19 protein-coding genes and 1 pseudogene are annotated in these 24,538 nt (G+C 63.6%); 8 read left to right on the top strand and 12 right to left on the bottom strand.

Going from position 1 to position 24,538, the window contains the following annotated elements; all coding sequences use genetic code 11:
• Positions 1 to 4: 4 nt before the first annotated feature.
• The 11 genes from HKK80_RS06135 to HKK80_RS06085 form a co-directional block, all read right to left on the bottom strand.
• Positions 5 to 1,369 carry a PKD domain-containing protein gene (locus HKK80_RS06135; protein WP_411798726.1) on the bottom strand — a complete coding sequence of 455 codons (1,365 nt, stop codon included), beginning with the start codon at positions 1,367 to 1,369 and terminating at the stop codon, positions 5 to 7.
• Positions 1,370 to 1,545: 176 nt separating this feature from the next.
• Positions 1,546 to 2,187 (bottom strand): 30S ribosomal protein S7, encoded by a 642-nt coding sequence (locus HKK80_RS06130; protein ID WP_411798725.1) that lies wholly within the window; start codon positions 2,185 to 2,187, stop codon positions 1,546 to 1,548.
• Positions 2,187 to 2,615 carry a 30S ribosomal protein S12 gene (locus tag HKK80_RS06125; protein ID WP_021040854.1) on the bottom strand — a complete coding sequence of 143 codons (429 nt, stop codon included), beginning with the start codon at positions 2,613 to 2,615 and terminating at the stop codon, positions 2,187 to 2,189. Before HKK80_RS06125 ends, HKK80_RS06130 begins: the two co-directional genes overlap by 1 nt.
• A 178-nt stretch (positions 2,616 to 2,793) precedes the next feature.
• Positions 2,794 to 3,213 (bottom strand): NusA-like transcription termination signal-binding factor, encoded by a 420-nt coding sequence (locus HKK80_RS06120; RefSeq protein WP_411798724.1) that lies wholly within the window; start codon positions 3,211 to 3,213, stop codon positions 2,794 to 2,796.
• 2 nt (positions 3,214 to 3,215) lie between these two features.
• Positions 3,216 to 5,906: a DNA-directed RNA polymerase subunit A'' gene (locus HKK80_RS06115; protein WP_411798723.1), complete on the bottom strand. Its 2,691-nt coding sequence runs from the start codon at positions 5,904 to 5,906 to the stop codon at positions 3,216 to 3,218.
• Positions 5,899 to 8,820, bottom strand: coding sequence for a DNA-directed RNA polymerase subunit A' (locus HKK80_RS06110; RefSeq protein ID WP_411798722.1), 2,922 nt, complete (start codon positions 8,818 to 8,820; stop codon positions 5,899 to 5,901). Before HKK80_RS06110 ends, HKK80_RS06115 begins: the two co-directional genes overlap by 8 nt.
• Positions 8,821 to 8,826: 6 nt before the next feature.
• A complete protein-coding gene (gene rpoB / locus HKK80_RS06105) occupies positions 8,827 to 10,653 on the bottom strand; it encodes a DNA-directed RNA polymerase subunit B (protein ID WP_411798721.1) in 1,827 nt (608 codons plus the stop codon).
• Positions 10,654 to 10,656: 3 nt separating this feature from the next.
• Entirely contained in the window at positions 10,657 to 12,225 is a 1,569-nt protein-coding gene (locus tag HKK80_RS06100) for a DNA-directed RNA polymerase subunit B'' (RefSeq protein WP_411798720.1), read from the bottom strand.
• A complete protein-coding gene (locus tag HKK80_RS06095; RefSeq protein ID WP_411798719.1) occupies positions 12,222 to 12,449 on the bottom strand; it encodes a DNA-directed RNA polymerase subunit H in 228 nt (75 codons plus the stop codon). Before HKK80_RS06095 ends, HKK80_RS06100 begins: the two co-directional genes overlap by 4 nt.
• A gap of 203 nt (positions 12,450 to 12,652) precedes the next feature.
• Positions 12,653 to 13,723, bottom strand: coding sequence for a phosphotransacetylase family protein (locus HKK80_RS06090; RefSeq protein ID WP_411798718.1), 1,071 nt, complete (start codon positions 13,721 to 13,723; stop codon positions 12,653 to 12,655).
• On the bottom strand, positions 13,720 to 15,813 hold the full coding sequence (locus tag HKK80_RS06085; protein WP_411798717.1) for an acetate--CoA ligase family protein: 2,094 nt from the start codon (positions 15,811 to 15,813) through the stop codon (positions 13,720 to 13,722). Before HKK80_RS06085 ends, HKK80_RS06090 begins: the two co-directional genes overlap by 4 nt.
• Positions 15,814 to 16,476: 663 nt before the next feature.
• Between HKK80_RS06085 and HKK80_RS06080 the strand changes: the two genes are divergently transcribed.
• Genes HKK80_RS06080 through HKK80_RS06070 form a run of 3 tightly spaced genes read left to right on the top strand, consistent with a single transcriptional unit; the run spans position 16,477 to position 19,479 of the window.
• Positions 16,477 to 17,562 carry a metal ABC transporter substrate-binding protein gene (locus tag HKK80_RS06080; RefSeq protein ID WP_411798716.1) on the top strand — a complete coding sequence of 362 codons (1,086 nt, stop codon included), beginning with the start codon at positions 16,477 to 16,479 and terminating at the stop codon, positions 17,560 to 17,562.
• A 49-nt stretch (positions 17,563 to 17,611) separates the two neighbouring features.
• Positions 17,612 to 18,352 (top strand): metal ABC transporter ATP-binding protein, encoded by a 741-nt coding sequence (locus HKK80_RS06075; RefSeq protein WP_411798715.1) that lies wholly within the window; start codon positions 17,612 to 17,614, stop codon positions 18,350 to 18,352.
• Complete coding sequence (locus HKK80_RS06070; protein WP_411798714.1) at positions 18,352 to 19,479, top strand: metal ABC transporter permease; 1,128 nt, start codon at positions 18,352 to 18,354, stop codon at positions 19,477 to 19,479. Before HKK80_RS06075 ends, HKK80_RS06070 begins: the two co-directional genes overlap by 1 nt.
• Here the strand turns inward: HKK80_RS06070 and HKK80_RS06065 are convergent, their stop codons facing one another.
• Positions 19,480 to 19,764: a hypothetical protein gene (locus HKK80_RS06065; protein WP_411798713.1), complete on the bottom strand. Its 285-nt coding sequence runs from the start codon at positions 19,762 to 19,764 to the stop codon at positions 19,480 to 19,482. It lies immediately after the preceding gene.
• Positions 19,765 to 19,926: 162 nt separating this feature from the next.
• Between HKK80_RS06065 and HKK80_RS06060 the strand changes: the two genes are divergently transcribed.
• The 5 genes and pseudogenes from HKK80_RS06060 to HKK80_RS06040 all read left to right on the top strand — a co-directional run bounded on the left by HKK80_RS06060 (position 19,927) and on the right by HKK80_RS06040 (position 24,448).
• Entirely contained in the window at positions 19,927 to 20,445 is a 519-nt protein-coding gene (locus tag HKK80_RS06060) for an ArsR family transcriptional regulator (RefSeq protein ID WP_411798712.1), read from the top strand.
• On the top strand, positions 20,414 to 20,875 hold the full coding sequence (locus HKK80_RS06055) for a hypothetical protein (RefSeq protein WP_411798711.1): 462 nt from the start codon (positions 20,414 to 20,416) through the stop codon (positions 20,873 to 20,875). The genes HKK80_RS06060 and HKK80_RS06055 overlap by 32 nt, the downstream gene beginning before the upstream one ends.
• A gap of 52 nt (positions 20,876 to 20,927) precedes the next feature.
• Positions 20,928 to 21,470, top strand: a complete 543-nt coding sequence (locus HKK80_RS06050) for a type II toxin-antitoxin system RatA family toxin (protein WP_411798710.1) — start codon at positions 20,928 to 20,930, stop codon at positions 21,468 to 21,470.
• A 129-nt stretch (positions 21,471 to 21,599) separates the two neighbouring features.
• A pseudogene (gene trkA, locus HKK80_RS06045) lies at positions 21,600 to 22,943 on the top strand (Trk system potassium transporter TrkA); the annotation flags it as partial.
• A gap of 2 nt (positions 22,944 to 22,945) precedes the next feature.
• A complete protein-coding gene (locus HKK80_RS06040) occupies positions 22,946 to 24,448 on the top strand; it encodes a TrkH family potassium uptake protein (RefSeq protein ID WP_411798709.1) in 1,503 nt (500 codons plus the stop codon).
• The last annotated feature ends 90 nt before the right edge of the window (positions 24,449 to 24,538 follow it).

The following is a 24,538-nucleotide window of genomic DNA, read 5'->3' as shown; positions in this document are numbered from 1 at the left end:
CAGGTTATGTCGTCTCGTAGCTTACGGTGTCGCTGACAGAACTACCGTTTTCACCGTTGAGCGTGATCGTTGCCGTATAACTCCCCTGCGATGGGTTTTCTGCACCGGTGTTGTCATCACTGTCGCCGATGGTCACGACGATATCAGGGTTGTTCGGGTCGTTCGTGATATCAGTCGTAAAGATGCCACTCAGATCAAACGTCGCGGTATCACCACTGTAGTCGCCGCTGTTGACATCGATCGTTGATCGATCAGGGCCGCTATCTAATTGACGGGTCATCTTGACGGTGATATCCGTCTCATTGAGATTATTCAACGTCGACCCCTGGCTGTTGTCACTGTAGTCGACATCGATTGTGTCGACATCCTCGCCGTCGTTGAACTCGCTCTCGGTGACAGTGTCGGCACTCCACGTGTGAATCGCATCTGTGGCCCCGGCTGTGTCCGGATCGAGCGAGAGGGTAAACGTGTTGCCCTTCGTGATCGTCTCCGAACTGCTATCATCGTTGCTCTCAACGGTGAGTGATAAAGAGGCCCCATCGCTGCTTGTGGGGGTGTAACTCAGCGAACCGGTTGCAGGTGGGTCAGCCGGATCAAGTGTTACTGAGGTTGAATCCTCCTGTGTGCCCTCAACGAGAAGGACGATATCCTGCGTATCAGCCTCATCGCCGGTATTGTCAATCTCGTAGTCAACCTGTATGGGATCGTTCACAGCGTACGTTGCTGGAACATCAGTGATCGTTGTGGCAAAGAACGACTGTCCAGACACCAGTGTCAGGTCTGCGGTTACCTCGACGGTTTCACCGTTTGCGTTTGTCAGCGTCAGCGTCGGGGTATAGCTACCCGCTGACGCGGGGTTCTCAATGCCAGCCCCCGGATCGTCAGCGTTGATTTTAACTGAGAGATTTGGATTGTTCGGGTCAGCAACGATATTTGTGGTCTGGGCTCCTGAGAGATCGAATACGGCCGAGGAACCACTGTACGCGTCATCGTTGACATTGATAATAGATCTGTCAACACCACTGCTGAGCTCCCGTGTGAGTTCGACGATGACATCACCCGGATCGCTGGCGGTGTCTTCGCTGTCGACGTTCTCGAAGGTGGCTTCGGCCCCACCGAAATCGTAGTCTACCTCGATCGTATCGATGTCGACATCGCTTGTAACGTCACTTGTTGTCCACGTATGTGCTGACAGTGTATCTGGAGTGCTCGGGTTGGCGACCAAGTTCGCCGTTCGATTAAACTCGTTGAGGATCCTAAAATCAGCCGCTGAGCTAACGCTGTCGGCAAGGCTCGCGTTCGTCGCGGTCGCTCCAAGGCTTAGGCTTGCCAACAGGCCGCCACCGAGGAGGAACGTTCGGCGTTTCATGAGAGGGTCGTGGTCATCTACAACAGCCCGAAGCAGGTGTCTGCAGAGTAACCACGTGAGTATCTAGTATTTTCGCTGTGTCTACAAAGATTTTTGTATCACTGCTCGGCCAACAAGTTGACCGATAAAATGTGGAATCGTTGCTGTACCTGCTCAAAATAGCCGGATGACCGACGTTAGCGGGCTGCCGCGGCGACGCGTTCCCGCTCTTCTTTCTGGGTGATCGAGTAGCTTTCCACGTCGTAGTCGGCCGCACCGATCAGCTGGTGGGCCAACGCCTCGGAGGCGTCGGTCGACGATTTGTAGCTGCCGTTGTGGGTGCCCTGGGCGATGAACTTCAGTGCTTCATCGACCCGTCGCTGCGGGGCCACGTCGACGGCTTTCGGCACCGAGATCCCGCCGTATTTCAGGCGCACCGTCTCCTCTCGCGGCGCGGCGTTTTCGACCGCGGTAACGAGCACCTGCACCGGGTTGTCGTCGGTCTGCTCGTGTACCGTCTCGAAGGCGTCCTTGACGATGTTGGCCGCCTGCTGTTTCTTGCCGGTGTTGTCCTCGGTCTGCATCAGCCGGTTGATCAGCCGCTCGGCGATCGAGATCTCGCTTTTCTCGAACTGTTTGGCGGCGTGTCGGCCCATCGTGTGAGCGATCGGCGTCACGTTGATGTAGCGTTTGGTCGAGGGATCGTTGTACTCGATCTCCGCGACCGACCAGACACCGAACAGCTTCGCGCCATCGTCGACGGCTTCCTCGTCGGCCTCCTCGGCCGCAGCCTCGTCGACGGGCTCCTCGTCGTCGGGTGTGGCTTCGCTCTCAGACATTATCGCACCGGTTTCTCGGCGTTACCGCGAACGAGTTCGATCATCGAGACGCCGTTGACCTTCTCGACTTTGTAGTTGACACCCGAAAGGTCGCCCATCGCGCGACCCTTCGCGCCACCGATCCCCGCGATCGTGACCTCATCGTGTTCGTCGATAAACGAGATCGCGCCGTCACCGGGACAGAACGCGGTGACCTGTTTGCCGTTTTTGATCAGCTGCACCCGGACGCATTTCCGGATCGCGGAGTTCGGCTGCTTTGCCTCGATGCCGACCTTCTCCAGGACGATGCCGCGGCCCTGCGGCGCGCCCTCAAGCGGGTCGGACTTTTTCTTGAGCCCGCGCTCGCGTCGCGCGTACTCCGAGTCAGACCAGCGTCGCTGCTGCCGGTCTTTCTTGAGCTTGCGGGCTGCGTACTTGCCGTTTGCCATGTGACCGCTCTTCCGGACGCGGCTACTTAAGCATCCCTTTTTCGAGGCGACGAAACGGGCTGAGATCGCTCCCCAGGGGTCGCTAACCGAATTTGCGCCCGTTTCGTCGCTCGTCGCTGACGACCACAAAGAGCCGTGGAGGCGGTAAGCGTCGTTTACAGCGCGCCAACGCCAGCGATCAGGTGAGTTGGATGTCGTCGATCTCGTAATGTCGCTCGGCCAGCTTGCGAGCCGTCTCGATCCGGCGGCCGTCACTGCCGATGGCGATCCCACGGTCGGCGTCGACGACCTCGACGTAGGCGACCCGATCGCCCTGTTCGGAGATCGTCACCCCGCGGACTGCCGCCGGCGACAGCGTGCTCTCGACGAACGCCGCGGGCGTGTCGGCGTCGGCGATCAGCTCGATCTCCCGACCCAGCTTCTCCTCGACGCGCTCGACGGTGTGGCCGTCGGGGCCGATCGCATCCGCCATCTCGTCGGCCGGGATCACGAAGACAACGCGGTCATCCTCGACGAGACAGTCCCGTGGGTTGATGTCGGTCGCCTCGGCGAACAGCCGCATGAACCGCTTTGCGTCTGCCGACAGGGTGACCCGCATCGTCAGTCGTCAGCCGGCGATGTCTCCATCGACCCCATCCGGAGCTGCACGTCGCCGGTGCCGATCGAGACCGGTTTGCCCGCGATGACGTTCTCGATGATCCCGTTGAGATCGTCGCTCTCGCCGTGGATCGCGGCATCCAGCAGGTGGTTGACCGTGACCTCGAACGCAGCCCGGGCCAACACGGAGTCCTTCGAGCCGGAGATGCCGTGGCGGCCGATCGACTCGATGGTGCCCTCGTTGGTCATGATATCGGCGACGAGCATCAGGTGTCGAACGTTCACGTCGTCGAGCCCCTGCTCGCGGAGCGTGTCGATCGTCTCGTTGATGATCGCCTCACGGGCGGCCTCGATGCCGAGCTCCTCGTTGATCTCGTGGATGTTGTTACAGGTCGAGCGGCTGGCATCGACACCCTCGATCCGGAGCACGTCGCCGAAGGCCGATCCCTCGGTGTAGAGGACGAACTCCTCGCCGTCGTCGAGCTCTTCCTTGCGGATGACGACGCGGCTGATGTCCTCGATCCCCTTGAAGACGATCTCCCGGAGCTCCTCGACCAACTGGAGCAGCTCACGGTAGCTCGGTTCGCTGGGGCCGAACTCGATGGCCATCCCCTGATGCCGGGTGTCGACGCCGAGGGCATCCTCGATCGTCTCGGCGATCTCCTCGGCGATCGGCTCGGCGGCGTCGACGGTCGGCCACCGCTCCAACAGCGTCTCCTCGTTGAGATCGATCCGGACGACCATGTCGGCGACGTTCGTCGACACGTCGCCGAGCGCGAGGATCTTCGTCGCCTCAAGCGCCCACACGACCTCGCGGGCTTTCTCGCGGTTTTCGGCGTACTCGTCGTCGAGATACACCGTCATCATCGGCGTGTCGGGCTCCTTGCGGGCGTCGACCAGCTCGATCAGCCGCGGCAGCCCCTGTGTCACGTCGATCTCGGCGACACCGGCGTAGTGGAACGTGTTCATTGTGTTGTGGGTGACGACGCCGCTGGCCGTAGTAAACGTCTCCAGCCCCTCGACGGATACGTCGTAGACGTACTCGTCGTCCGGCGTGACCGTCTCGATAGAGTCGATCCGGTTCCAAACCACATCACCCTCGACGGCCTGCTGGAGGGTATCGAGTTCGACCGGCCGCTCGTCGGTTGCCGATTCGATCTCATCGACGAGTCGCCGAAGCCGATTGCGACCGATCCGCTGGCGGTTTTCCGCGCTGTTGATCTGTCGGCTGGGGATCCCAGCCGCCGACGCCGCAGCTCGCAGCGTCTCGCCGAAGTTCGGGATCTGGTCGGTCGCGTCGGGAGTGTCGGCGTCGATGTCGTCGGCGAGAGCATCGAGTTCGCGGCCGCGGTCGCCGACCATGCCGACGCGATCGTGGAACGCCGACACGTAGCTCGCCGGAATCCGGAGCGTCCGCGAGTCGTCGGTCGATCCGAGCGTTGCGTAGACGCCAACCCGTGCCAACAGTAGCGAGACGCCCTCGATCAGGCTGTCGTCGGTTGAACTCGCTCGTACCGCGCGATCGGCGACGTTGCCGTCGCCGCTGAAGTAGCCGGCGAGTAAGCCGGTGACAAACGCCTTGGTTGCCCCGTAGGCAAAGTCGGGCACGGTCTTCGCGCCGTCATCGTAACAGGCCGCCCGGATGAAGTCGGCAAGGACGGTGCCGTTGACGCGGATGTCGTACCCCTCGGCGAACCCGCTGTCGTTGGCGTACTCGTTGACCGAGAGATCGAACCGGTCGGCGAACGCCCGGATACGATCTTGGAACGTCGAATCGACGTTCGAGATCGAGACGTAATGCTCGGTGAGAGTACCCTCCGCGAGAAACGCACCGAGGAAGAATCCGGTCTCCGAATCGAGCGGGAAGCGTTCAGGCAGCGAGACGGTGCCGCCTTTCGGGTAGACAGCATGCTCGTCGAGTTCGCCAGCCGCAAGCGCGTCGCGCTTGTTGCGGAGCTGGTCGGCTCCGCCTGGCTGGGTCGCCGCGCCGCCGTCGGTCAGCGTCGAGGTGTACCAGTAGTCCTCTGCCGGGAGGTACGCTCGGAGGTCAACCTCGCTTGTCGCGTCGTCGATGCTGAACGAGCGAGAGACCGGGAGCCAATCGCCCTCCGAAAGCTCGTCGCCAGCGACCGGCACAACATCGTTGTCACGCCGGGTCACGAAGGAGTGAGCCTTCGTCGCCCGAATCTGTCGCCCAGACTCCAGCGTGAACTCAAGGAGTTCGTCGGGCGCGTCGTGACGACTGATCTCCTCGACCGGTTTCCAACGCACCTGCTCGTCGTCTCTCAGTGAGAGGACTTCGAACTCACCGGGTGCGCGGGCGACCTCGTGGTCGTCGATCGCTCTGACCTCGCGGTCGTCGGCCGCCAGTAGCTCATCGACAAGCGGGCCGATCTCGGTAACGGCCGTCTCTCCATCCCGGCGGACGACGATCCGCTCGTCGCTCGGCACGCTCATCTGGGTGCCGGGTTCCCCGATCGATTGGGCCGAGACGGTGCCGGCGGGCTCCAGCGGCTCGATCCGGGCGTCGAGATACTCCGCCTCGACGGCGCGGGCGATCTCGTCGGCCTGTTCGGTCGAAACACCTTCTCGGCCCTCGATGGTGTCGTACACCCGCCGCCGGAGGCGACGCGGAAGCTCGGTGTCCTCGACGACGGCTTTGATATCGTCGGTGACGTGGTCGTACTCAGTCATCGGACTCCACCTCCGAGGTCAGCGCGGAGTCAGTGTGCTCCGAGAGGTTCGTCGGCGGCTCCGATGGGTTGAGGAACGCCTCTTTCTCGCTTTCGCTGTCGAACTCGGCGTCAACGACGCGGTCGGTGATCCCCTCAACGTCGACCTCGAAGTCCTCGCTGGAGGAGACCTTCACCGGCGAGGTGCCGTCCTCGCCGAACTCGAACTGGACGACGCGATCGGAGGTGTCCCGAACCGTGCCGTCGTACTGCACCTCAAGCTCCGACAGAGCGTTGATCAAGCGTCGCTGCAGGTAGCCGGATTTCGAGGTACGGACGGCCGTATCGACCAGCCCTTCGCGGCCACCCATGGCGTGGAAGAAGAACTCCCGCGGGGTCAGCCCGCCGCGGTAGGAGTTTTCGACGAAGCCGTGGGCCTCCGCCGAGAGGTCGTTTGGCTCGTAGTGGGCCAGCGTCCGATCCTCGTAGCCGCGGTTGATCCGCTCGCCGCGAACAGCCTGTTGGCCGACACAGCCGGCCATCTGCGTGAGGTTCAACATTGAGCCACGCGCCCCCGAGCGGGCCATCACGACCGCCGGGTTGTCGTCGTCGAAGTGTTCCTCGGCGATCTCACCCGCGGAATCCCGGGCTTTGCCGAGGGTTTGCATGATCTTCATCTCCAGAGTCTCATCGACTGTCCGGCCGGGCAGCGATTCGAGATCGCCGGCCCGGTAGGTGTCGATCAGCTCCTCGATCCGGTCGTAGGCGTTGTCGATGGCCTCGTCGACCTGCTCGTCGGCGACCGGCGGGATCGACTCGTCGTCGATCCCGATCGAGAAGCCGAAATGCATGATCGACCGCATCGCCAGCGCGGCGACCTCGTTGATGAAGACCCGCGCCCGTGTCTCGGAGTGTTTTTTCACAATGGTGTCGACAATCTCGCCGCCGAACGCGCCGACTGCATCCTCGTCGATCGTGCCTTCGAGGAGCTGGCCGTCCTCGATGACAACCTGATCGCCGGCCGAGGAGTCGAATTCGAGGTTCAGCTCATCGGGCAACAGCAGCGAGAAGACGGTGCGACCGCTCCAGTAGGGGCCGTTTTCGTCCTCGCCGTCAGGCTCCGGCAGCTCATCGACCTGTGTCGCCCGCAGGAGGTCGAGTGCCTGGGTCTCCGTGAAGTTGGGGTTGTCGTGGGTGAGCAGATAGGTACCCGAGATGTGATCCTGGATCGCGCCGATGATGTTCTCGCCAAATCGGGGCGAGAGAATCTGTTCCTGTACGCGCATGAGCACGCGCGCCTCAGCCCGTGACTCCTCGGTCTGGAGGGCGTGCATGTTCATCTCGTCGCCGTCGAAGTCGGCGTTGTACGGCGGACAGACCGTCGTGTTCAGCCGGAACGTCTTGTACGGCATCACGACGACCTCGTGGGCCATAATCGACATCCGGTGGAGCGACGGCTGGCGGTTGAAGATCACGATGTCGCCGTCGATCAGATGGCGGTTGACCTCCCAGCCGGCATCGATCTTCGTTGCCAACTCTTCGCAGTTCTTCTCGGTCACCTTCAGCCGGCGACCGTCGGGCCGTTTGACGTAGTTCGCGCCGGGGTGGGTTTCCGGCCCGTTGGCGACGTACTGTTTGGCCTCCTCGATGGTGCGGTCGGTGACGTTGATCGTGATCGTCATCTCGCTGGCGACGCGGTCGGGCACGCCGACCTCGTTGAGCGAAAGCGTCGGATCCGGCGAGATGACGGTTCGCGCCGAGAAGTTGACGCGTTTGCCCGAAAGGCTGCCACGGAAGCGGCCCTCCTTGCCCTTGAGTCGCTGGCTGAGGGTTTTGAGGGGTCGCCCCGAGCGATGTCGGGCCGGCGGCGTCCCCGAGATCTCGTTGTCAACGAAGGTGGTAACGTGGTACTGCAGCAGCTCCCAAAGATCCTCGATGATCAGCTGGGGCGCGCCGGCCTCGCGGTTCTCCATAAACCGCTGGTTGATCCGGATAATGTCGACCAGCTTGTGGGTGAGGTCGTCCTCGCTGCGCTGGCCGTTGTCCAGCGTGATCGATGGCCGGGCGGTCACCGGCGGCACGGGGAGAACGGTCATGATCATCCACTCCGGCCGGGAGTCCTCGGCGTCGATGCCGAGCACCGCGATATCCTCATCGGGGATCTGCTCGAACCAGTCCCGGATATCGCTCGGCATCAGCTTGTTCATGTCCTCCTCGGTGAGGTCGACATCGAGTGCCTTCTCAAGGGCGCGGCGGCCCTCATCGCGTGGGCGGAACTCGCCGCCGAGAATCTGGTTGATCCGGTCGAGCGGGATGCCCGTCTCGTCGGAGAGTGCCTGCGGGCTCATCCCCTCGTCGTCTTCGTCCTCCTCGTCGGGCTGCATCGCCTCGGCGATGATCTCGGAGTACTCGCCCGACAGGACGTTTTGTACCTCGTAGTAGGTCGTCGGCTTCTCGTGTTTGATGTCGGCCTGGGGTTCGCCACAGTGCGGGCAGCTGCCAGCCTTGCGGGCCTGCCGGACAGCCGCCTTCAGCACCGTGTCGGGATCCTTGCCGAGATCCTCGGCGCGGTCGAGCTCATCGCGGAACTCCTCCATCTCCATCTCGGTGAGCGTCAGCCGGCCGCACTCCCGACAGGTTGCTCGCAGGAGCCGCCGAATGAGCGTGGTAAAGCCGACGTGGATGACCGGTGCGGCGAGCTCGATGTGGCCGAAGTGGCCGGGACACGAGCCGGAGTGTTGACCACAGGTTCGGCATTCGAGACCGGGGTCGATCACGCCGAGCCGTGGATCCATCAGCCCCATGTCGATGGGGTAGCCGTCGTCGTCGTAGGTGTCGGCCGTGATCACTTTCGTCGCCGAGATGTCACGGTACGTCTCGGGATCCATCAGTCCGAAATCGATCCCGCCGAGCTGTTTTGGTGTTTGCGTTGACATTGTATCTTAGACCGCGTCTTCGAGTTCGAGGGTTGGTCGGATGCCGAGCGCCATCATCTCATCCAACAGCAGCTTGAACGCGTAGCTCACGTCCAGCTCGTGGATGTTATCCTCGCTACCGGTTGCCGGATCGTACACCCGGCGTTGCTCTCTGTCCTCAACAGCGATCATCCCGGTGTCCTCAGAAACGTACACCGTCTCCTTGTCGGAGGACTCAAGCAGGCGTTCGTTGAGCACCATCGACGCACCGTGGCCGATGATCGTGTCGCGTTCCATCTCGCCGACGCGGAGCCCACCCTCGCGGGCACGGCCCTCGGTCGGCTGTCGGGTCAACACCTGCACCGGCCCGCGGGAGCGGGCGTGCAGCTTGTTCGAGACCATGTGGTAGAGCTTGTGGTAGAAGATCGTCCCGACGAAGATCTCGGCGTCGATCTTCTCGCCGGAAACACCCGAGTACATGACCTCCTTGCCGGAGGATTTGAACCCGTGTTCCTCCAGCGCGCCGCGAAGCTCATCCTCGTCCTCGCCTTGGAACGGCGTGCCGTCGACACGGCGGCCTTCCAGCGCGCCGACCTTCCCGCCAAGCATCTCCAGGACGTGGCCGACAGTCATCCGCGAGGGCAGCGCGTGCGGATTGAGCACGAGGTCGGGGACGAGCCCCTCCTCGGTGAACGGCATATCCTCCTGGGGTGCGAGGTGGCCGACAACGCCCTTCTGGCCGTGTCGGGAGGCGAACTTGTCGCCGAGTTCGGGGATGCGCTCGTCGCGTACCTTCACCTTCGAGAGCATCGAGCCATCCTCGTTTTCCATGACGGTGACGGTGTCGACGACGCCGTCCTCGCCGGAGCGCATCGTCACGGAGGTTTCGCGTCGTTTCTGCGGGGAGAGCCCGCCCATGTCGTCGGGCTCCTCAAGGAACCGCGGCGGGCTGGTCTTCCCCAACAGCACCGAGTTCTCGTCGACGACGGTCTCGGGGTTGACGAGGCCGTCGTCGTCGAGGTGGGTGTAGGCGTCCTCGCCGCGGGCACCGCGAACGTCCTGATCGGGGATCTCGAAGCGATCCTCCTGGCCGCCGGGGTAGCGGCGTTCCTCACCCTCGTAGGTGCGGAAGAAGTGCGACCGCATCAGCGCGCGGTCGACCGACCCCTTGTTCATGACGAGGGCGTCCTCGATGTTGAACCCCTCGTAGCTCATCACGGCGACGACGAGATTTTGGGCCGCGGGGCGGTCGTCGTAGCCGATCTGTTCGGTCGTCTGGGTTTTCACCATCGACAGCTGCGGGTAATGCAGCAGGTGTTGGCGGGTGTCGGGCCGGATTCGATAGTTGGCGGATGGCAGCCCAAGGGACTGTTTCATCATCCCCGCGCCCATCGTAATCCGGGGGCTGGCGTTGTGCTCAGGGTAGGGGATCATCCCCGCACCGATCCCGAAGATCAGCGAGGGATCGATCTCAAGGTGGGTGTGTCGCTCGGTGAGATCGTCCTCGTCGACGCCGACGAGGATGTCCTCTTCCTCTTCGGCATCGATAAACTCGATGTAGCCGCGGTCGACGAGATCCTCGAACTCGAGGTCGTCGTGTTTGAGCGCCTCGATCTCCTCGTCGCCGAGCAGCGGTTCGCCGTCCTCGACGACGATCAGCGGGCGGCGCGCGCGGCCGGCGTCGGCGTTGATGATGACCTCCTGGGTGCGCCCCCGGACGGAGACGTTGACCATATCGCTCACGTCGCCGCGGCGGCGGGCGTCTCGTATCTGTTCGGCAAGCTGTTCCGGGTTCGGGTGGGTGCCGACGAGGCTCCCATTGACGTAGACTTTCGCTTCTCGTGATTGAGCCATTGGTTAGTCGTCCGCGGGGGTTGTTCGTTCGACGCCGTCGATACCGGGGATCCCCTCGACTCCCATCGACGATAGTTCGCGTTTCAGTCCCTTCTCGTCCTCGATATCCTGGCTCAGCTCCATCGCTTGCGCGAAGTTTTTGACCAGGCCACAGTTCGGGCCCTCCGGCGTCTCGGAGGGACAGATGCGACCCCACTGGGTCGCGTGGAGATCCCGCGCCTCAAAGTGTGGCTGGCTTCGGCTGAGCGGCGAGCGAAGCCGGCGCAGGTGCGACAGCACGCCCATGTGGTCGGTGCGGTCGACCAGCTGGGAGACGCCGGAGCGGCCGCCGACCCAGTTGCCGGTGGCGATCGGGTGTTCGAGCCGTTCGGTGAGCACATCCGAGCGAACGACCGTGCTGACCGAGAGATCCCGGTTCCGCATGTTGGCGCGTTCGAGCTGGTATTTCACGTCGCGTGCCAGCTTGTTTAGCGCGGTGCGGAACAGATCGGTCATCAGATCGCCCGATACTTTGAGGCGTTTGTTGGCGTAATGATCCTTGTCGTCGGCTTCGCGGCGATCCAGCGCAAGCTCAAAGCAGGCCTCGGCCATCCGACAGAGGTAGTAGGCCTTGTTCGTGCGAACCTCCTCCTCGTCGACACCCTCCTCGTGGAGGTGCGGCAGGAGGTAGCGGTCGATGACGTAGTTGGCGCGTTTGAGCTGGTAGTTTTTGCCCTGCCCGCTGGCGACGCGCTGGCCGAGGGTTTCGATCGCGGCCTCGGTGGTTTGGACATCGGCTTCCTCCAGATTCTCCAGCATGAACTTCACGATCTCTGGGTCGTCGCTGACGCGGTGGACGATCTCCTCGTCGGATTCCAGTCCAAGTGCGCGAACGAGCGTGACGAAGTTGACGCTGCCGGAGACCGATGGGAAACTGACCTCAAGCAGCCCCTCACGGTTGCGCTCACAGAGGACGAGCGCGCGGTAGCCACGACGCTGGCTGAAGGTCTTGGCGACCTGAATGTCGTCGTCGTACTTGGTGTCGTGTTCGGCGAGGATCTTGTTCGGCGCGAGATCCTCGCTGGTCATCAGCACCCGCTCGGAGCCGTTGACGATGAAGTAGCCGCCGGGGTCGGCGGGATCCTCGCCGATCTCGATGAGTTCCTCGTCGGAGAACTCCGCGATGTTGCATTTGTCGGAGCCGACCATGATCGGCATCCGGCCGACCTTGGTCTCCGTGGAGTCAACGACGGTTTCGGGCTCCTCGTCGCCGCCGCGGACGATCGACATCTCCATGAACACCGGCGCGGCGTAGGTGATGTTGCGGAGACGGGCTTCCTGTGGGAAGAGCAGTTCTTCACTGCCGTCGGCCTCCCGCACTCGGGGCGTCAGAATGCGGATGTCACCAAGTTCGACGTAGACGGGCTCTTGGCCCTCCTTGTCGCCGATGTCGGTCTCGATGGTTTCCTTCTCGTCGGCGACCTGCTGCATGCCGCGTTCGAGGAAGGCGTTGAACGAGCGGAAGTGGTGTTCGGCGAGGCGATCCTCCGAGAAGTACTCTCTGGATACGTCGCGTCGATCTTGTCGGTTCATTCGACCACCAGCCGGTAGGAAATCGATGTGTCTGTTGTCCGGGAGTCACGGACGATCTTGATGACATCGCCCGTCTCAGCCTCCTCCGGCAGTGCCGGGTCGTCAGCTGTGATCTCCGGAAGATCGGTACGATCCAACCCATACTCCTCGAGAACCGAATCGAGTTCGGCTCCCTCGATGGGGATATGCTCGGGTACGAGTTCGTGTTGGCTTACGTCTACCATGGATGTGTTTGGGGTGAAGAAACAATGATCACGAGATACTACAGTCGGGTAGCAAACGAGGCCAGTTAAGGATTGCTAACTCGGCGTGAGCCCATCGGCTCATCGACCGCGGCTGGCCTGATACCGTCACCAACGGTCGACATCAATAAAGAGTTTGTGGCAGGCTCCCACCGTAGCCGACCCCTGAGCCGTGGGGTCAGCGATCAGTCCTCGCCGGCCGTCCCCAACAGCGCGTCAAGATCGACCCGCTCGGTTAGCAGATCAGCCATCGTCTCGACGGTCTCCGCATCGCGGGTGCGACCGCTGCGGACGACGGATTCGGCGCGCTCGACAGCAGTCAGGGTGTCGGTGTTGATCTGGAGGATCGGCGTGTTGGCCTCCTCGGCGCGGCCCAGTATCGCCGACGACGGCCGGTGGCCGCCGGTCAGGATCAGACACTTCACGCCGGAGGCTTCCAGGGCGGCGGTGTGGATATCCGACCGATCGCCGCCGGTGATCGCCGCCGCGTTGCGTGCCCGCCGGAAGTAGCGGAGCGCTTCGTCGCCGCCCATCGCGCCGACAAGGAAGCGTTCGACGTAGGCGTCGGTCGGCGTGTCGGTCAGCACGTCCGCGCCGAGCTCCGCCGCGAGATCTGCGATGGTGACGCCGGCCAACCGCTGTTCTTGGGGCACCGCGCCGAAGACCTCGACACCGCGACTTTCGAGAAACGGGATCACGTCGCTGTCGAGCTCCTCGAAGGCGCTCTCGGAGATGCGGTTAAAGACGACACCCGCCAGCCGGTCGCCAAGCTGATCGATCGCGCCCAGCAGGCTGTCGATGTCGCCGGGCTGTGTGTAGTCGGCAACCAACACCGCCTGTGCGTCCAGCAACTCGGCGACCTCGGGGTCGGTCAGCCCGACGATCCCGCCGGTCGACAGCGAGCCGCCGCCCTCGACGATCATCGTATCGCGGTCGGCCGCCAACCCGTCGAACTGGGTTTTGACCTGTTGGCGAAGCTCGTCGGGATCCTCCTGGCCGCGGATCGCCCCATCGATAAACGTCGGCGAGTAGACGACGGGTTCGAGCTCATGCATCTCGGCGTCGAGATCCAGCAGCTCCCGGGCCAACATGGGATCCTCGTCGAGCGTTTTGCCGACGTTGCTCTGCAGGCGGGTTCCTTTCGGCTTCATGTAGCCGACCGAGTGGCCACGGTCGTTGGCGATCGTCGCCAACGCCAGGGCGATAGCGGTCTTGCCGGTGCTTTCTTCCGTTGCGGTGATGAGTAGTGTGTTCATAGGTTCTCGGGGTCGACGGTGAGTCTGATGTCGACGGCATCGACGCCGTCGGGCGTTGCGACCAGCGGGTTGATGTCGAACTCCATGATCGCCGGGAAGTCCGCGACCAGCTGGGAGAGCCGCTGGATGGTTTCGACGATGCCATCGATGTCGGCGGCATCACGGCCTCGTGCGCCACGTAGGAGCGGTGCCGTCTTGATTTCTTCTGTCATCTCGCGGGCTTCGGTCTCCGAAACGGGGGCCACACGGAAGGTGGTGTCCTCCAATACCTCCACGAAGATGCCACCCAACCCAAACATCAACAGCGGGCCGAACTGCGGATCGCGGTTCATCCCGACGATCGTTTCGGTGCCCGCGTCCAGATCGGCCATCTCCTGTACCTGGACGCCGAGGAGATTCGCATCAGGTTGGTAGTTTCGCGCGCGTGTGATCAGTGTCTCGTAGGTGTCAGCAACCTCGTCGTCGGCAACGCCGACCGCGACGCCACCGATATCGGATTTGTGCAGGATGTCGGGGCTGACGATCTTCATGACCACGTCGCCATCGATTTCCTCGGCGACCGCGCGGGCGTCCTCGGGGGAGTCGACGATATCGCCGTCGGGTGTTGGGATGCCGTAGGCATCGAGCAGCCCCATCGCCTCGACGCCGAGACGGTTGTCGCCGCGCTCCTCGACGCGTTCGAGGATCTCGCGGGCGGCTTCCTGATCCACGTCGAAGTCGGCGGGGGTCTCGTACTCGCGCTGTTGAATCCCGCGATACTCCCACAGCGAGTCGAGCGCGCCGATCGCCCGGGAGGGATCGAAGTAGTTCGGGATCCCCGCCTCGTTGAGGATCCCCGCGGAGGCGTCGACGCTTTCGCCGCCCATAAAGCAGGCCGCGACGGGCTTGCCGTGTTTTTCCCGCATTTTTACCGTCTCCTCGGCCAACTGCTCGTAGTCGAGAACGGCCGTCGGACAGGACAACACCATCGCCGAGCCGACGTTGTCGTCGGCCAGTGCGATATCGAGGGCCTCGCTGAACCGCTCGACATCCGCGTCGCCGACGATGTCGACAGGGTTGTAGATGTTGCCCTCCGGCGGCAGTTGCTCGGAGAAGGTATCCAGCGTTGCCTGCTCGAAGGACGCCATCTCCAGGCCGGAGTCGCCGACGGCATCGGTCGACATCACGCCGGGGCCGCCGGCGTTGGTGATGACGGCGATATCGTTGTTCTCCGGCACCGGCTGGTTGGCCAGCATCTGGGCGGCGTCGAACAACCCCTGGACGGATTCCGCTCGGAGAACGCCGGCCTGATCGAGGCCGGCCTCGTAGGCCTGCTCGGAGCCAGCGATCGTGCCCGTATGCGAGGAGGCGGCCTGCGCGCCGGCGTCGGTACGGCCGGATTTCACGAGAACGATCGGGGTATCCTGGGTCACCTCGCGGGCGGTGTCGATGAACTCTCGACCCTGCGAGATCCCCTCCAGGTAGCCGATGATCACGTCGGTGTCGGGATCGTCACCCCAGTGGTCGATAAAGTCGGTTTCATCGAGCACCGCCTTGTTACCCAGCGAGGCAACGTCTTTGAACCCGACATCCTCATCGTTGGCCCAATCGAGAACGGCGGTGATGAACGCCCCGGACTGGCTCATAAACGACATGTTGCCGGCTTCGGGGCTGTCGGGGCCGAAGGAGGCGTTCATGCCGTTGGCCGTCGACATGATACCGAGACTGTTGGGGCCGACCAGATTGAGGTCGTACTCGGCGGCGATCTCCTTGAGTTCCCGCTCCCGGCTTGCGCCGTCGCCGCCGGTCTCACCGAAACCGGCGGTGATGACGACGACGTTTTCGACGCCGGCCTCGCCCGTCTGTTCGAGCGCGGGAATGACGATCTTCGGCGGGACAACGATCACGGCCATATCGGCCGCCGCCTCCCCGATCTCGTCGACACAGGAGAGGCCTAACACCTCCTCGTAGTTGGGGTTAACCGGCACTACCTCGCCGTCGAACGCCGACAGTAAGTTGTCGGTGACAGCGCGGCCGATCGACCCCTCACGTGCGGTCGCACCGACAACGGCGATCCGGTCTGGCGCGAATAGCTCGGTTAGGGTTCCCATCAGTCTCTACTTTGTCCCGGCGTGCTTAAAGCACAGTGGACTGCGCTTCGAACGGGAGACGCAAAATGCCGGAGTATCGACACGTTTTGTGTGCGCAATTGATCGGTTTCGCGGTGCGCGAGGGGATGTTTGGAGCAGAGAGTCAGTGTGGTGGGCAATCCATAACGCCGCCGGTGGACGACCCACGCAATTTCTATTAATATTTCTCTACAAAACATAAGAAATATTATTTTAAGAATTTACTTTAACCACATATGTGTAGCATTGAGGTCGACTACTCGATCTATCCGGTCGCCGACATCGGTGAGGCGGTCTCCTTTTCCGCATAGTCAAGATCGTCGACCGCCTCGGAGACCCGATCGGCAGCGCGTCTGATCCCCGGCAGGTTCGGCGTCGAAGCGCCGACCGTGCCGAATGCTGGTCGTCCGGCCGATCTCGGTAGGTGGCGTTCCCACTCGATGTGCTGCCAGGTGAGCCACGGCGGATCGACCGCCAAGACCCCTCCGTGGAGCGGTGTCGCGGTAGCATCGGCCCGGGGTTGGGCAACCCACAGTCGGCACCGAGACAGCCAAAATAATAACCTACACTGACTATTTGCGCCAAGTTAATAATTAAGACGGATAAAATAATAGGGCTTTTGACTGCGGGACTACTCGGAGCGGTATGAACCTGACACGGCGGAACGCGCTCACAAGCGGTGCTGGCACACTCGCACTCGGAAGCTTGGCCGGCTGTCTCTCCGATGGGGGTGGCGACCAAACGGGATTCGATTCGGGGTATGCGGCCTTTTTTGCCCTCGCCGACTGGTCGCAGGCGATCGCCGGCGAGGAGGCCGACATCGAAAACCCGGTCGAATACGGTCAGTTGGGCCACGGCTGGGAGCCGGATGGTGATCTGCCGCGGGAGGTCGCCTCAACCAGTGCCTTCGTCTACCTCGATACGCCGGAGTTCTCGTGGGCCCAAGACCTCGCGGAGACGCTCGACAGCGACTACGAGAACGTCGCGGCTATCGACGCCCTCAACGGCCTCAAATCGCAGATGTTGGAGCGCGGTCACGACCACGAGCACAACGAAACTGAGGGCGAACACAGTGAGGACGATGAGGTGCACAACGAAACTGAGGGCGAGCATCACGACGACGAGCAAGAACACAACGAAACTGAGGACGAGCATCACGACGACGAACACAACGACGAAGCGGAATCAGCCAGCCAGCTTGATCCTCACGTCTGGGTCGATCCAGTCCTCGCCCAGGAGATGGTCGACACCATCGCCGCGGGGTTCGCCGAGATCGACCCCGAGAACAGCGAGACATTCGAGGCCAACGCGGCCGACTACACGGAGCGACTCGCCGCCCTCGATGCCGCCTACCAGCAACTCGTCGAGGACGCCGACGGCTCAACGGTCGTCCTCGCCAGCCACTCCTCGTTCGCCTACGTCGAAGATCGCTACGACTTCGACATCCACACCGTAGCCGGCATCTCCCCGGATGCGACCCCCTCCCCATCCGAGATCGCCGGAACGCTCGATCTCGTCGACGACAACGGGATCGACGTGATCCTCTACGACCGCTTCGAGTCCGACCGCCTCGCAACCACGATCGTCGACAACACCACCGCGAGCGAGGCCGTCCCGATCACCGCCGGGGCAGGAACGACAAGCGAGTGGGCCAAGGAGGGCGTCGGCTTCATCGAGCAGATGCAGGAAGTCACGATCCCGGCGTTCCGTCGGGCACTCGGCGCGGAGTAGGAACCGATCAGACTAAACACGCCGCTGACCACCCCCTACGGTACACACTGTGAATCCGGTCATCAGTCTCGATGCAGTCACCTTCGCCTACGGCGAGACCCCTGCCGTCAGAGACATCACCCTCGATGTCGCGGCCGGGGAGTTTCTGGGACTGATCGGCCCCAACGGCTCCGGCAAGACGACGCTGCTGCATCTCATGCTCGGCCTGCATACCCCCGACAGCGGGCGCGTCGAACTGTTCGGCGAGCCGGTCGACGCGTTCGACGACGGCCACCGGATCGGCTACGTCTCCCAGGAGTCGACCAGCCAGGCGGGGTCGATGCCGGTCACCGTCCGCGAGAACGTCACCATGGGACGGTTCGCCCACGTCGGCCACGCCCGCCTGACGGCCCACGACCACGAGACGGTTGATGACGCCCTCGACACCGTGGGTATCACCGAGCTGGCCGACCGCCGGATGAGCGCGCTCTCGGGCGGCCAACGCCAGCGGGCCTACATCGCCCGTGCCATCGCGTCTGAGGCCGACCTGCTCGCCCTCGACGAGCCGACCGTCGGCGTCGACGCCGAATCCCGCGATGCCTTCTACCAACTCCTCGATGATCTCAACGCCGAGGGGATCACGATCATCCTCATCGAACACGACATCGGCGTCGTCACCGACCGCGCCAGCCGCATCGCCTGTATCAACACCGAACTCTTCCACCACGGCGACACCGAATCCTTCGTCGACAGCGACGCCTTAGCCGACGCCTACGGCGTCTCGGGCCGTGTCGTCCACCACGATCACTAATGGCCACTGATACCGACCCGTCTGATACGTCCGACCCCGGCGATGCTTCCGGTGCCGCAGACGCTTCCAACGCCACCGACCAACGCTCAACCGGGCTCAGCGGGCGGCTCCGCACCCGAAACACGGCCCGTGAAACCGCCGAACTCGTCGGCATCGGTCTCGTGGGTCTGCTTGCGGCGTTCATGCTCGGCTTCATCCTCCTCTATTGGTTTCGCGAGTTCCCCTACGTGGAGCTTCTCTACACCGAGTTCCGGATCGCGGGGCGGCTTCTCGACGGCGTCCTCGGGACGAACGTGTTCAAACACCCCTTCATGTGGCAGTCGCTGTCGACGGGCGTGTTGATCGGGATCGTCGCCCCCTTGGTCGGCTCGTTTCTGGTGCACCGCCAGATGGCACTGATCGGCGAGACGCTGGCGCATGCTGCCTTCGCGGGCGTGGCGATCAGCCTGGTGTTCAACTCGCTGACGGGGTGGGACGGCTCGATCCTCGTCGGCGCGCTCGTGATCGGCGTCCTCGGCGCGCTGATCGTCCAGTGGCTTGCCGACCGCACCGACACCTACGGCGACGTGCCGATCGCGATCATGCTCAGCGGGAGTTTCGCGCTGGGGACGCTGCTCATCAGTGCCGGCCGCGGCCAGACGAACTTCAGCATCGAGAGCCTCCTCTATGGGAGTATCGCGGTCGTCACCCCCGACGGCACGCGGCTCATGGGGCTGTTGAGCGTGGTAGTCGTCCTTGCGGTCGCGGTCAACTACAAGCAGTTGCTCTTCATTACGTTTGACGAGCAGGCCGCCCGCGTCGCCCAACTGCCGGTCGACCGCTACAACACGCTGTTGGTCGTCATGACGGCGGTCGTCGTCGTCGGCGCGATGCAGGTGCTGGGCGTGATTCTCGTCGCCGCGATGCTCGTCGTGCCGGTGGCGGCGGCCTCGCAGGTCGCCCGCTCGTTCCGGGAGACGGTCTATCTCTCGATCCTTATCGGACAGGCCGCGGTGCTCGCGGGGTTTGCGGTTTCGGTGTCGCTGAGCCTCCCGGCCGGCGGCTCGATCGTCATGGCCGCCATCGGGATCTATCTCGCCGCGATCGGCCTCTCGAAAAGCGGTGTGACGGCGATCTCAACCCACTGATCAGTGGCTGTGGCCCATCGCATCCTGCAAGCTCATGCCGAAGCGATCCTCGAAGACATCCTCCATCGCGTCGTTGATCTCGACGAGGTCGTCGGGCGTCTCGCCTTCGGAGTGATGTACCAGCGCGTGGGCGTGTTGGGCGAGAGCTTGAACGACGATGTCGCTGACGACGGTCGTCGGCTCCTCGCCGGCTTCGGCCAGCGTTTCGACCAAGCCGTCCGGGATCTCGATCGTCTCAGTGGAACCGTCCGGGGCTTCGATGGTGTAGGCGTCGGTTGCAACCATACCAACTGGTTCGCCCGCAGCCGTAAGTCGGTGTGGGTTCCGGAGCCCGGTGACGGTGAGACGGATACCGAGCAGTCGGTCGTCTCTCAACTCGGCATCGGCGATCAGTTCGATAATTCGGCTGGGAGAAGGAATTATCATTCATCGGTGCGTACTGGTGGTATGGACGAGTCGGACTGGGAATCGACGTGGCAGGAGCACGCGAGCGCGTTCGACCGCGTGCGGTCGGTCGTGCTGGCCGTCCCCGAGCCACAGCCAGCCGAGTGGATCGCCGACCACGCGCGGGTTGCCGAGTCGACCGCGCGCGATCATCTTGACCGCCTCGCCGACATGGGTGTCGTGACGAGCCATGCCACCGACGGCGGCACAGCCTACGGCCCCGACCCGGCGTACGTGCGGTTCCGGGAGATCCGCGAACTCACGACCGAGTACGACAGCGACGCGTTGAGCGAGTTCGTCGTCGACCTCAAGGAGTCGATTGCGGAACTCCGCGAGGCCTACGACGCCGACACGCCGGCCGACCTTCGGGCGGCGGCCGCCGAACCGGGCGTCGACGCCGAGGAGGCACGAGCAATGGCCCGTGCGGCCGGCGACTGGGAACACTACGCCTACCGGCTGAGCCTGCTGGAAGACGCGATCACCAGATACGATGAGTACACCGCATCGAACGTGCCGGCGTGAGTACCGCCAGCGGGTCGACGGCGGTACCCCGTTTTCCAGCGACCGACACCGGGCACTTCGGGCCGTGATCGACGCCCTCCGGCGACATCCGGTCGTCACCGCGGCGCGGGGCCAGCCGCCGAGCACATTCACCGAGGTGAGTGCGACGCTCGCACCCCATCGCTGGGGCTACCATGCCGCGGACGCGACGCTGCGGGTGACGTGGCAGCCGCTTGCTCCACCCGAGTTCGCGTTCCACTACAGCGAGGACAGCTTTGACTGCGGCTGGCACCGCGAACCGAACCCACACGTCGACGGCGACGCCCACTATCAGGAGCGGGTCGGCACCGACGAGTACCGGTATGAGCCGATTCGGTTCGACGGCGAGACAGCACCCGAACTCACGTGGGAGGTTATGGAACGACTTCGGAAACGGCTGGACGGGCGATAACACGGTCACTGCTTTCCTGCCCGCTTATGCCCCCGGCGTCCCAAACGCGGCTGTGGACACTATCGTCGTGAGCACCGTCGTCTACGCCGACGCCGAGGAGATCTACGAGTTCCTCCTCGATTTTCCGGGGTATGCCGACTACTCGAAGTACCTGCGGAGCGTGCGCCAGCGGCACGGCGACGGCGGCGTCGGCACCGAGTACGCCCTCCGGTTTGCGTGGTGGAAGCTCAGCTACACCGCCCACTCGGCGGTCGTCGGCGTCGACCCCCCAACCACCATCGACTGGGAGATCACCAAGGATATCGACGCCGGCGGCGCGTGGCGGATCGACCCCCACGACTCACCCCCGGCCGACGCCCCCGAGGACGCGACCGCGGCCTGCGAGGTATCGCTGGAGATCAACTTCGATCCCGACTCCGCCGACGCCGGCGTGTTGAACCTCCCCGCGCTCGTCTCCATCGGCTGGGTGGTGGAGAAGGCAGTTCCGCTGATCCGCAACGAGGCCGAACGCGTCATCCAGCGCGCTGTCGTCGACCTCGAAGGCCGACAGCGCGAGGTCACGGTCGCGATCACAACCGACTCCGACTACCTGTGAGCACGGTCGGCGGGATGACCGCGCTGATCGACACGACCGCTCTACCGCCAGCCGAACCCGCTGGGTCGCCGTGAGTCGATGGGGAACTGATAAACGGCGGCCGTCGCTACGGAGGGGTATGACCGGTGGTGTGCGGTGAAGGTACTCATCGTCGGCGCGGGACAGGTCGGTGAAAGCATCGCGGGGGATCTCGCGTCCGATCACGATGTGACGATCGTCGACAAGCGAAGCGAGCGTACCGAGGAGCTCGCCTACGGCTACGACGTGTTGACCGTCACCGGCGACGGCACCGAACTATCGACGCTACAGGAGGCCGACCTCGCCGACAGCGACATGCTGATCGCCAGCACCGACGACGACGAGACCAACATCGTTGCCTGCTCGACGGCGGCCGTCCACAGCGAGGCGTTCACCATCGCCCGGATCAAACACAACAAATATCTCCGGACGTGGGAGGGTGTCGACCGCGCCTTCGGCATCGACAACATGGTGTGTACGAATCTGCTGACCGCCCGGTCGATCGTCCGGGTTGTCGGCCTCCCAGCCGCCATCGATGTCGATCCCTTCGCCGGCGGCCGCGTCCAGATGGCTGAATTCGAGATCAGCGACGCCTGTCCCATCGTCGATCAGACCGTCGCGGAGGCCGACCGGTATGACTCGCTGACCTTCGCCGCGGTCATCCGCGACGACGAGGTGGTGATCCCCGATGGGGCGACAACCATCGCCGCCGGCGACCGGGTCGTCGTCATCGGCAGCCCCGAAAGCGTCCACAGCTTCGCCGACGAGCTCGAACCCGGACACCACTCGGGAACCGACGAGGAGATCACCGTCTTCGGCGGCAGCGAGATCGGCTACCACGTCACCCGGCTGCTCGGCGAGCGCGGCTTCACACCGCGGCTGATCGAGCAGAACCACGACCGCGCCCGCGAGCTCGCCGAGGAACTGCCGGCGGCACAGATCATGGAGTCCGACGCCACCGACATGGAGTTTCTCGAACGCGAACGCGTCGACGAGGCCGATGTCGTCGTCGCCGCCCTCGAAAGCGACGAGAAGAATCTCCTGGTCTCGTTGCTCGCCAAGCGACTCGGCGTCGACCGAACCGTCGCCGTTATCGACACACCCGCCTACGTCGAACTGTTCGAGGCCGTCGGCGTCGACGTGGCGATCAACCCCCGGATCGTCGTCGCCGAGGAGATCACGCGGCTCACCCAGTCCGAAAAGACCGAAAACGTTGCGCTCATCGAGAGCGACAAGGCCGAGGTGATCGAGGTCGAGATCGACGCCGACAGCGTCCTCGCCGGGCGGCCGATCCAAGAATCGGTCGCCGATCTGCCTGATGGCGTCGTCATCGGCGCGATCACGCGGGATACGTCATTTGTCACGCCGCGCGGCGACACCGAGATCCAGCCGGGCGACCACGTCGTGCTCTTTGTCGATGCCGGCGCGATCGACGAGACGACCAGCAAGCTCTGACAATGGTCACACTCCGCGTCAACTGGCGTGTCAGCCTCCGACTGCTCGGCGGCGTGTTGAAGTGGCTGGCACTCCCGCTTGCCGCACCGCTCGTTCTTGCGGCCATCGACGGCGATCCGATCGCCCCGTTTCTCGTCCCGATCGTGATCACACTGGCCGCCGGCCTCGGGCTCGAACGACTGGAGACCGACAAGCAGCTGTACACCCGGGAGGCCTACCTCATGGTCGCGCTGTCGTGGCTCTGTGTCGGCCTGATCGGCGCGGTGCCGTTCGTCCTCGCCGGCAACGGTGGGTTAGCCACGCCGATCAACGCCGTCTTCGAGAGCATGAGCGGGATCACGACGACCGGCGCGACCGTCATCGACGACTTCGCCGCCCACCCACGGTCGATTTTGCTGTGGCGGCAGGTGATCCAGTGGCTCGGCGGGCTCGGTATCCTCGTGTTGGCGATCTCGATCCTCTCACAGCTCGCCGTCGGTGGCGCACAGTTGATGGAGACCGAATCCCAGACACAGGATGTCCACAAGCTGACCCCGCGGATCAGCGAAACCGCGCGGCTGATCTGGTGGCTCTACGCGGGGATCACCCTGCTTGCGGCCGGCGGGCTGTTCGCGCTGGGGCTGGCCGGGATCGCGCCGAACATGGACGCCTTCAACGCCGTCTCGCATGCGATGACGGCGGTGGCGACCGCCGGCTTTTCGCCCCAACCGGATAGCGTCGGCGCGTTCGCGCCCGCCGCCCAGTGGCTGATCGTTCCGTTCATGTTTGTCGGCGCGACGAACTTCATCCTCGTCTACTTCTTCATCAACGGCGACTGGGGCCGGCCACTGCGCAACGAGGAGTTTCGGTTCTATCTCGGCCTTGTCGTCGGCGCCTCGGTGTTGATGGGGCTGTTGCTCGTCACCGATCCGACGCTCACGACGACCGGGATCGAGGAGACCGCCCGGCTGGCGACGTTTCAGGTGGTCTCGTTGCTGACGACGACCGGGTTTGCGACCGTCGACTTCAACGCGTGGTCGCCGGCGGCCAAACACCTGCTGTTTAGCTGTATGTTTCTCGGCGGGATGGCCGGCAGTACGACCTGTTCGATCAAGCTGCTGCGCTGGCTGATCATCCTCAAAACCTTCCGGCGCGACCTGTTTACGACGATCCACCCCGAAGCGATCAAACCGGTGCGGCTCAGCGGCAAAGCCATCGACGAGGAGACGATCCGAGACGTGTTCTCGTATACGATGTTGAGCCTCGTGATCTTCTTTCTCGGGACGATCATCGTCGTCGTCGACGGCGCGCGGATCGGACTGGAACTGTCGGAGTTCGAAGGGCTGAGCGCGACCGCCGCGACCTTTTTCAACATCGGCCCGGCGTTCGGTCTCGCCGGCCCATTTAACAGCTACAGCCCGTTTTCGGAGCTCACCAAAGCGGTGATGATCCTCCTGATGTATGTCGGCCGGATCGAGATCATCCCGGTGCTCGTGTTGTTTACCCCATCGTTCTGGCGGTCGTAACCGACGAGCAACGCCGGTCGACGGCGGCGAGCAACACACGATCGACGATGGCGAGCAACACGCGGTCGGCGGCGGCTCCGCTGTAACAAC

Origin of the sequence: Halonotius sp. F2-221B (assembly GCF_046719765.1) — an archaeon.
Classification (GTDB): Archaea; Halobacteriota; Halobacteria; order Halobacteriales; family Haloferacaceae; genus Halonotius.
This window is presented reverse-complemented; position numbering and strand designations above follow the sequence as displayed.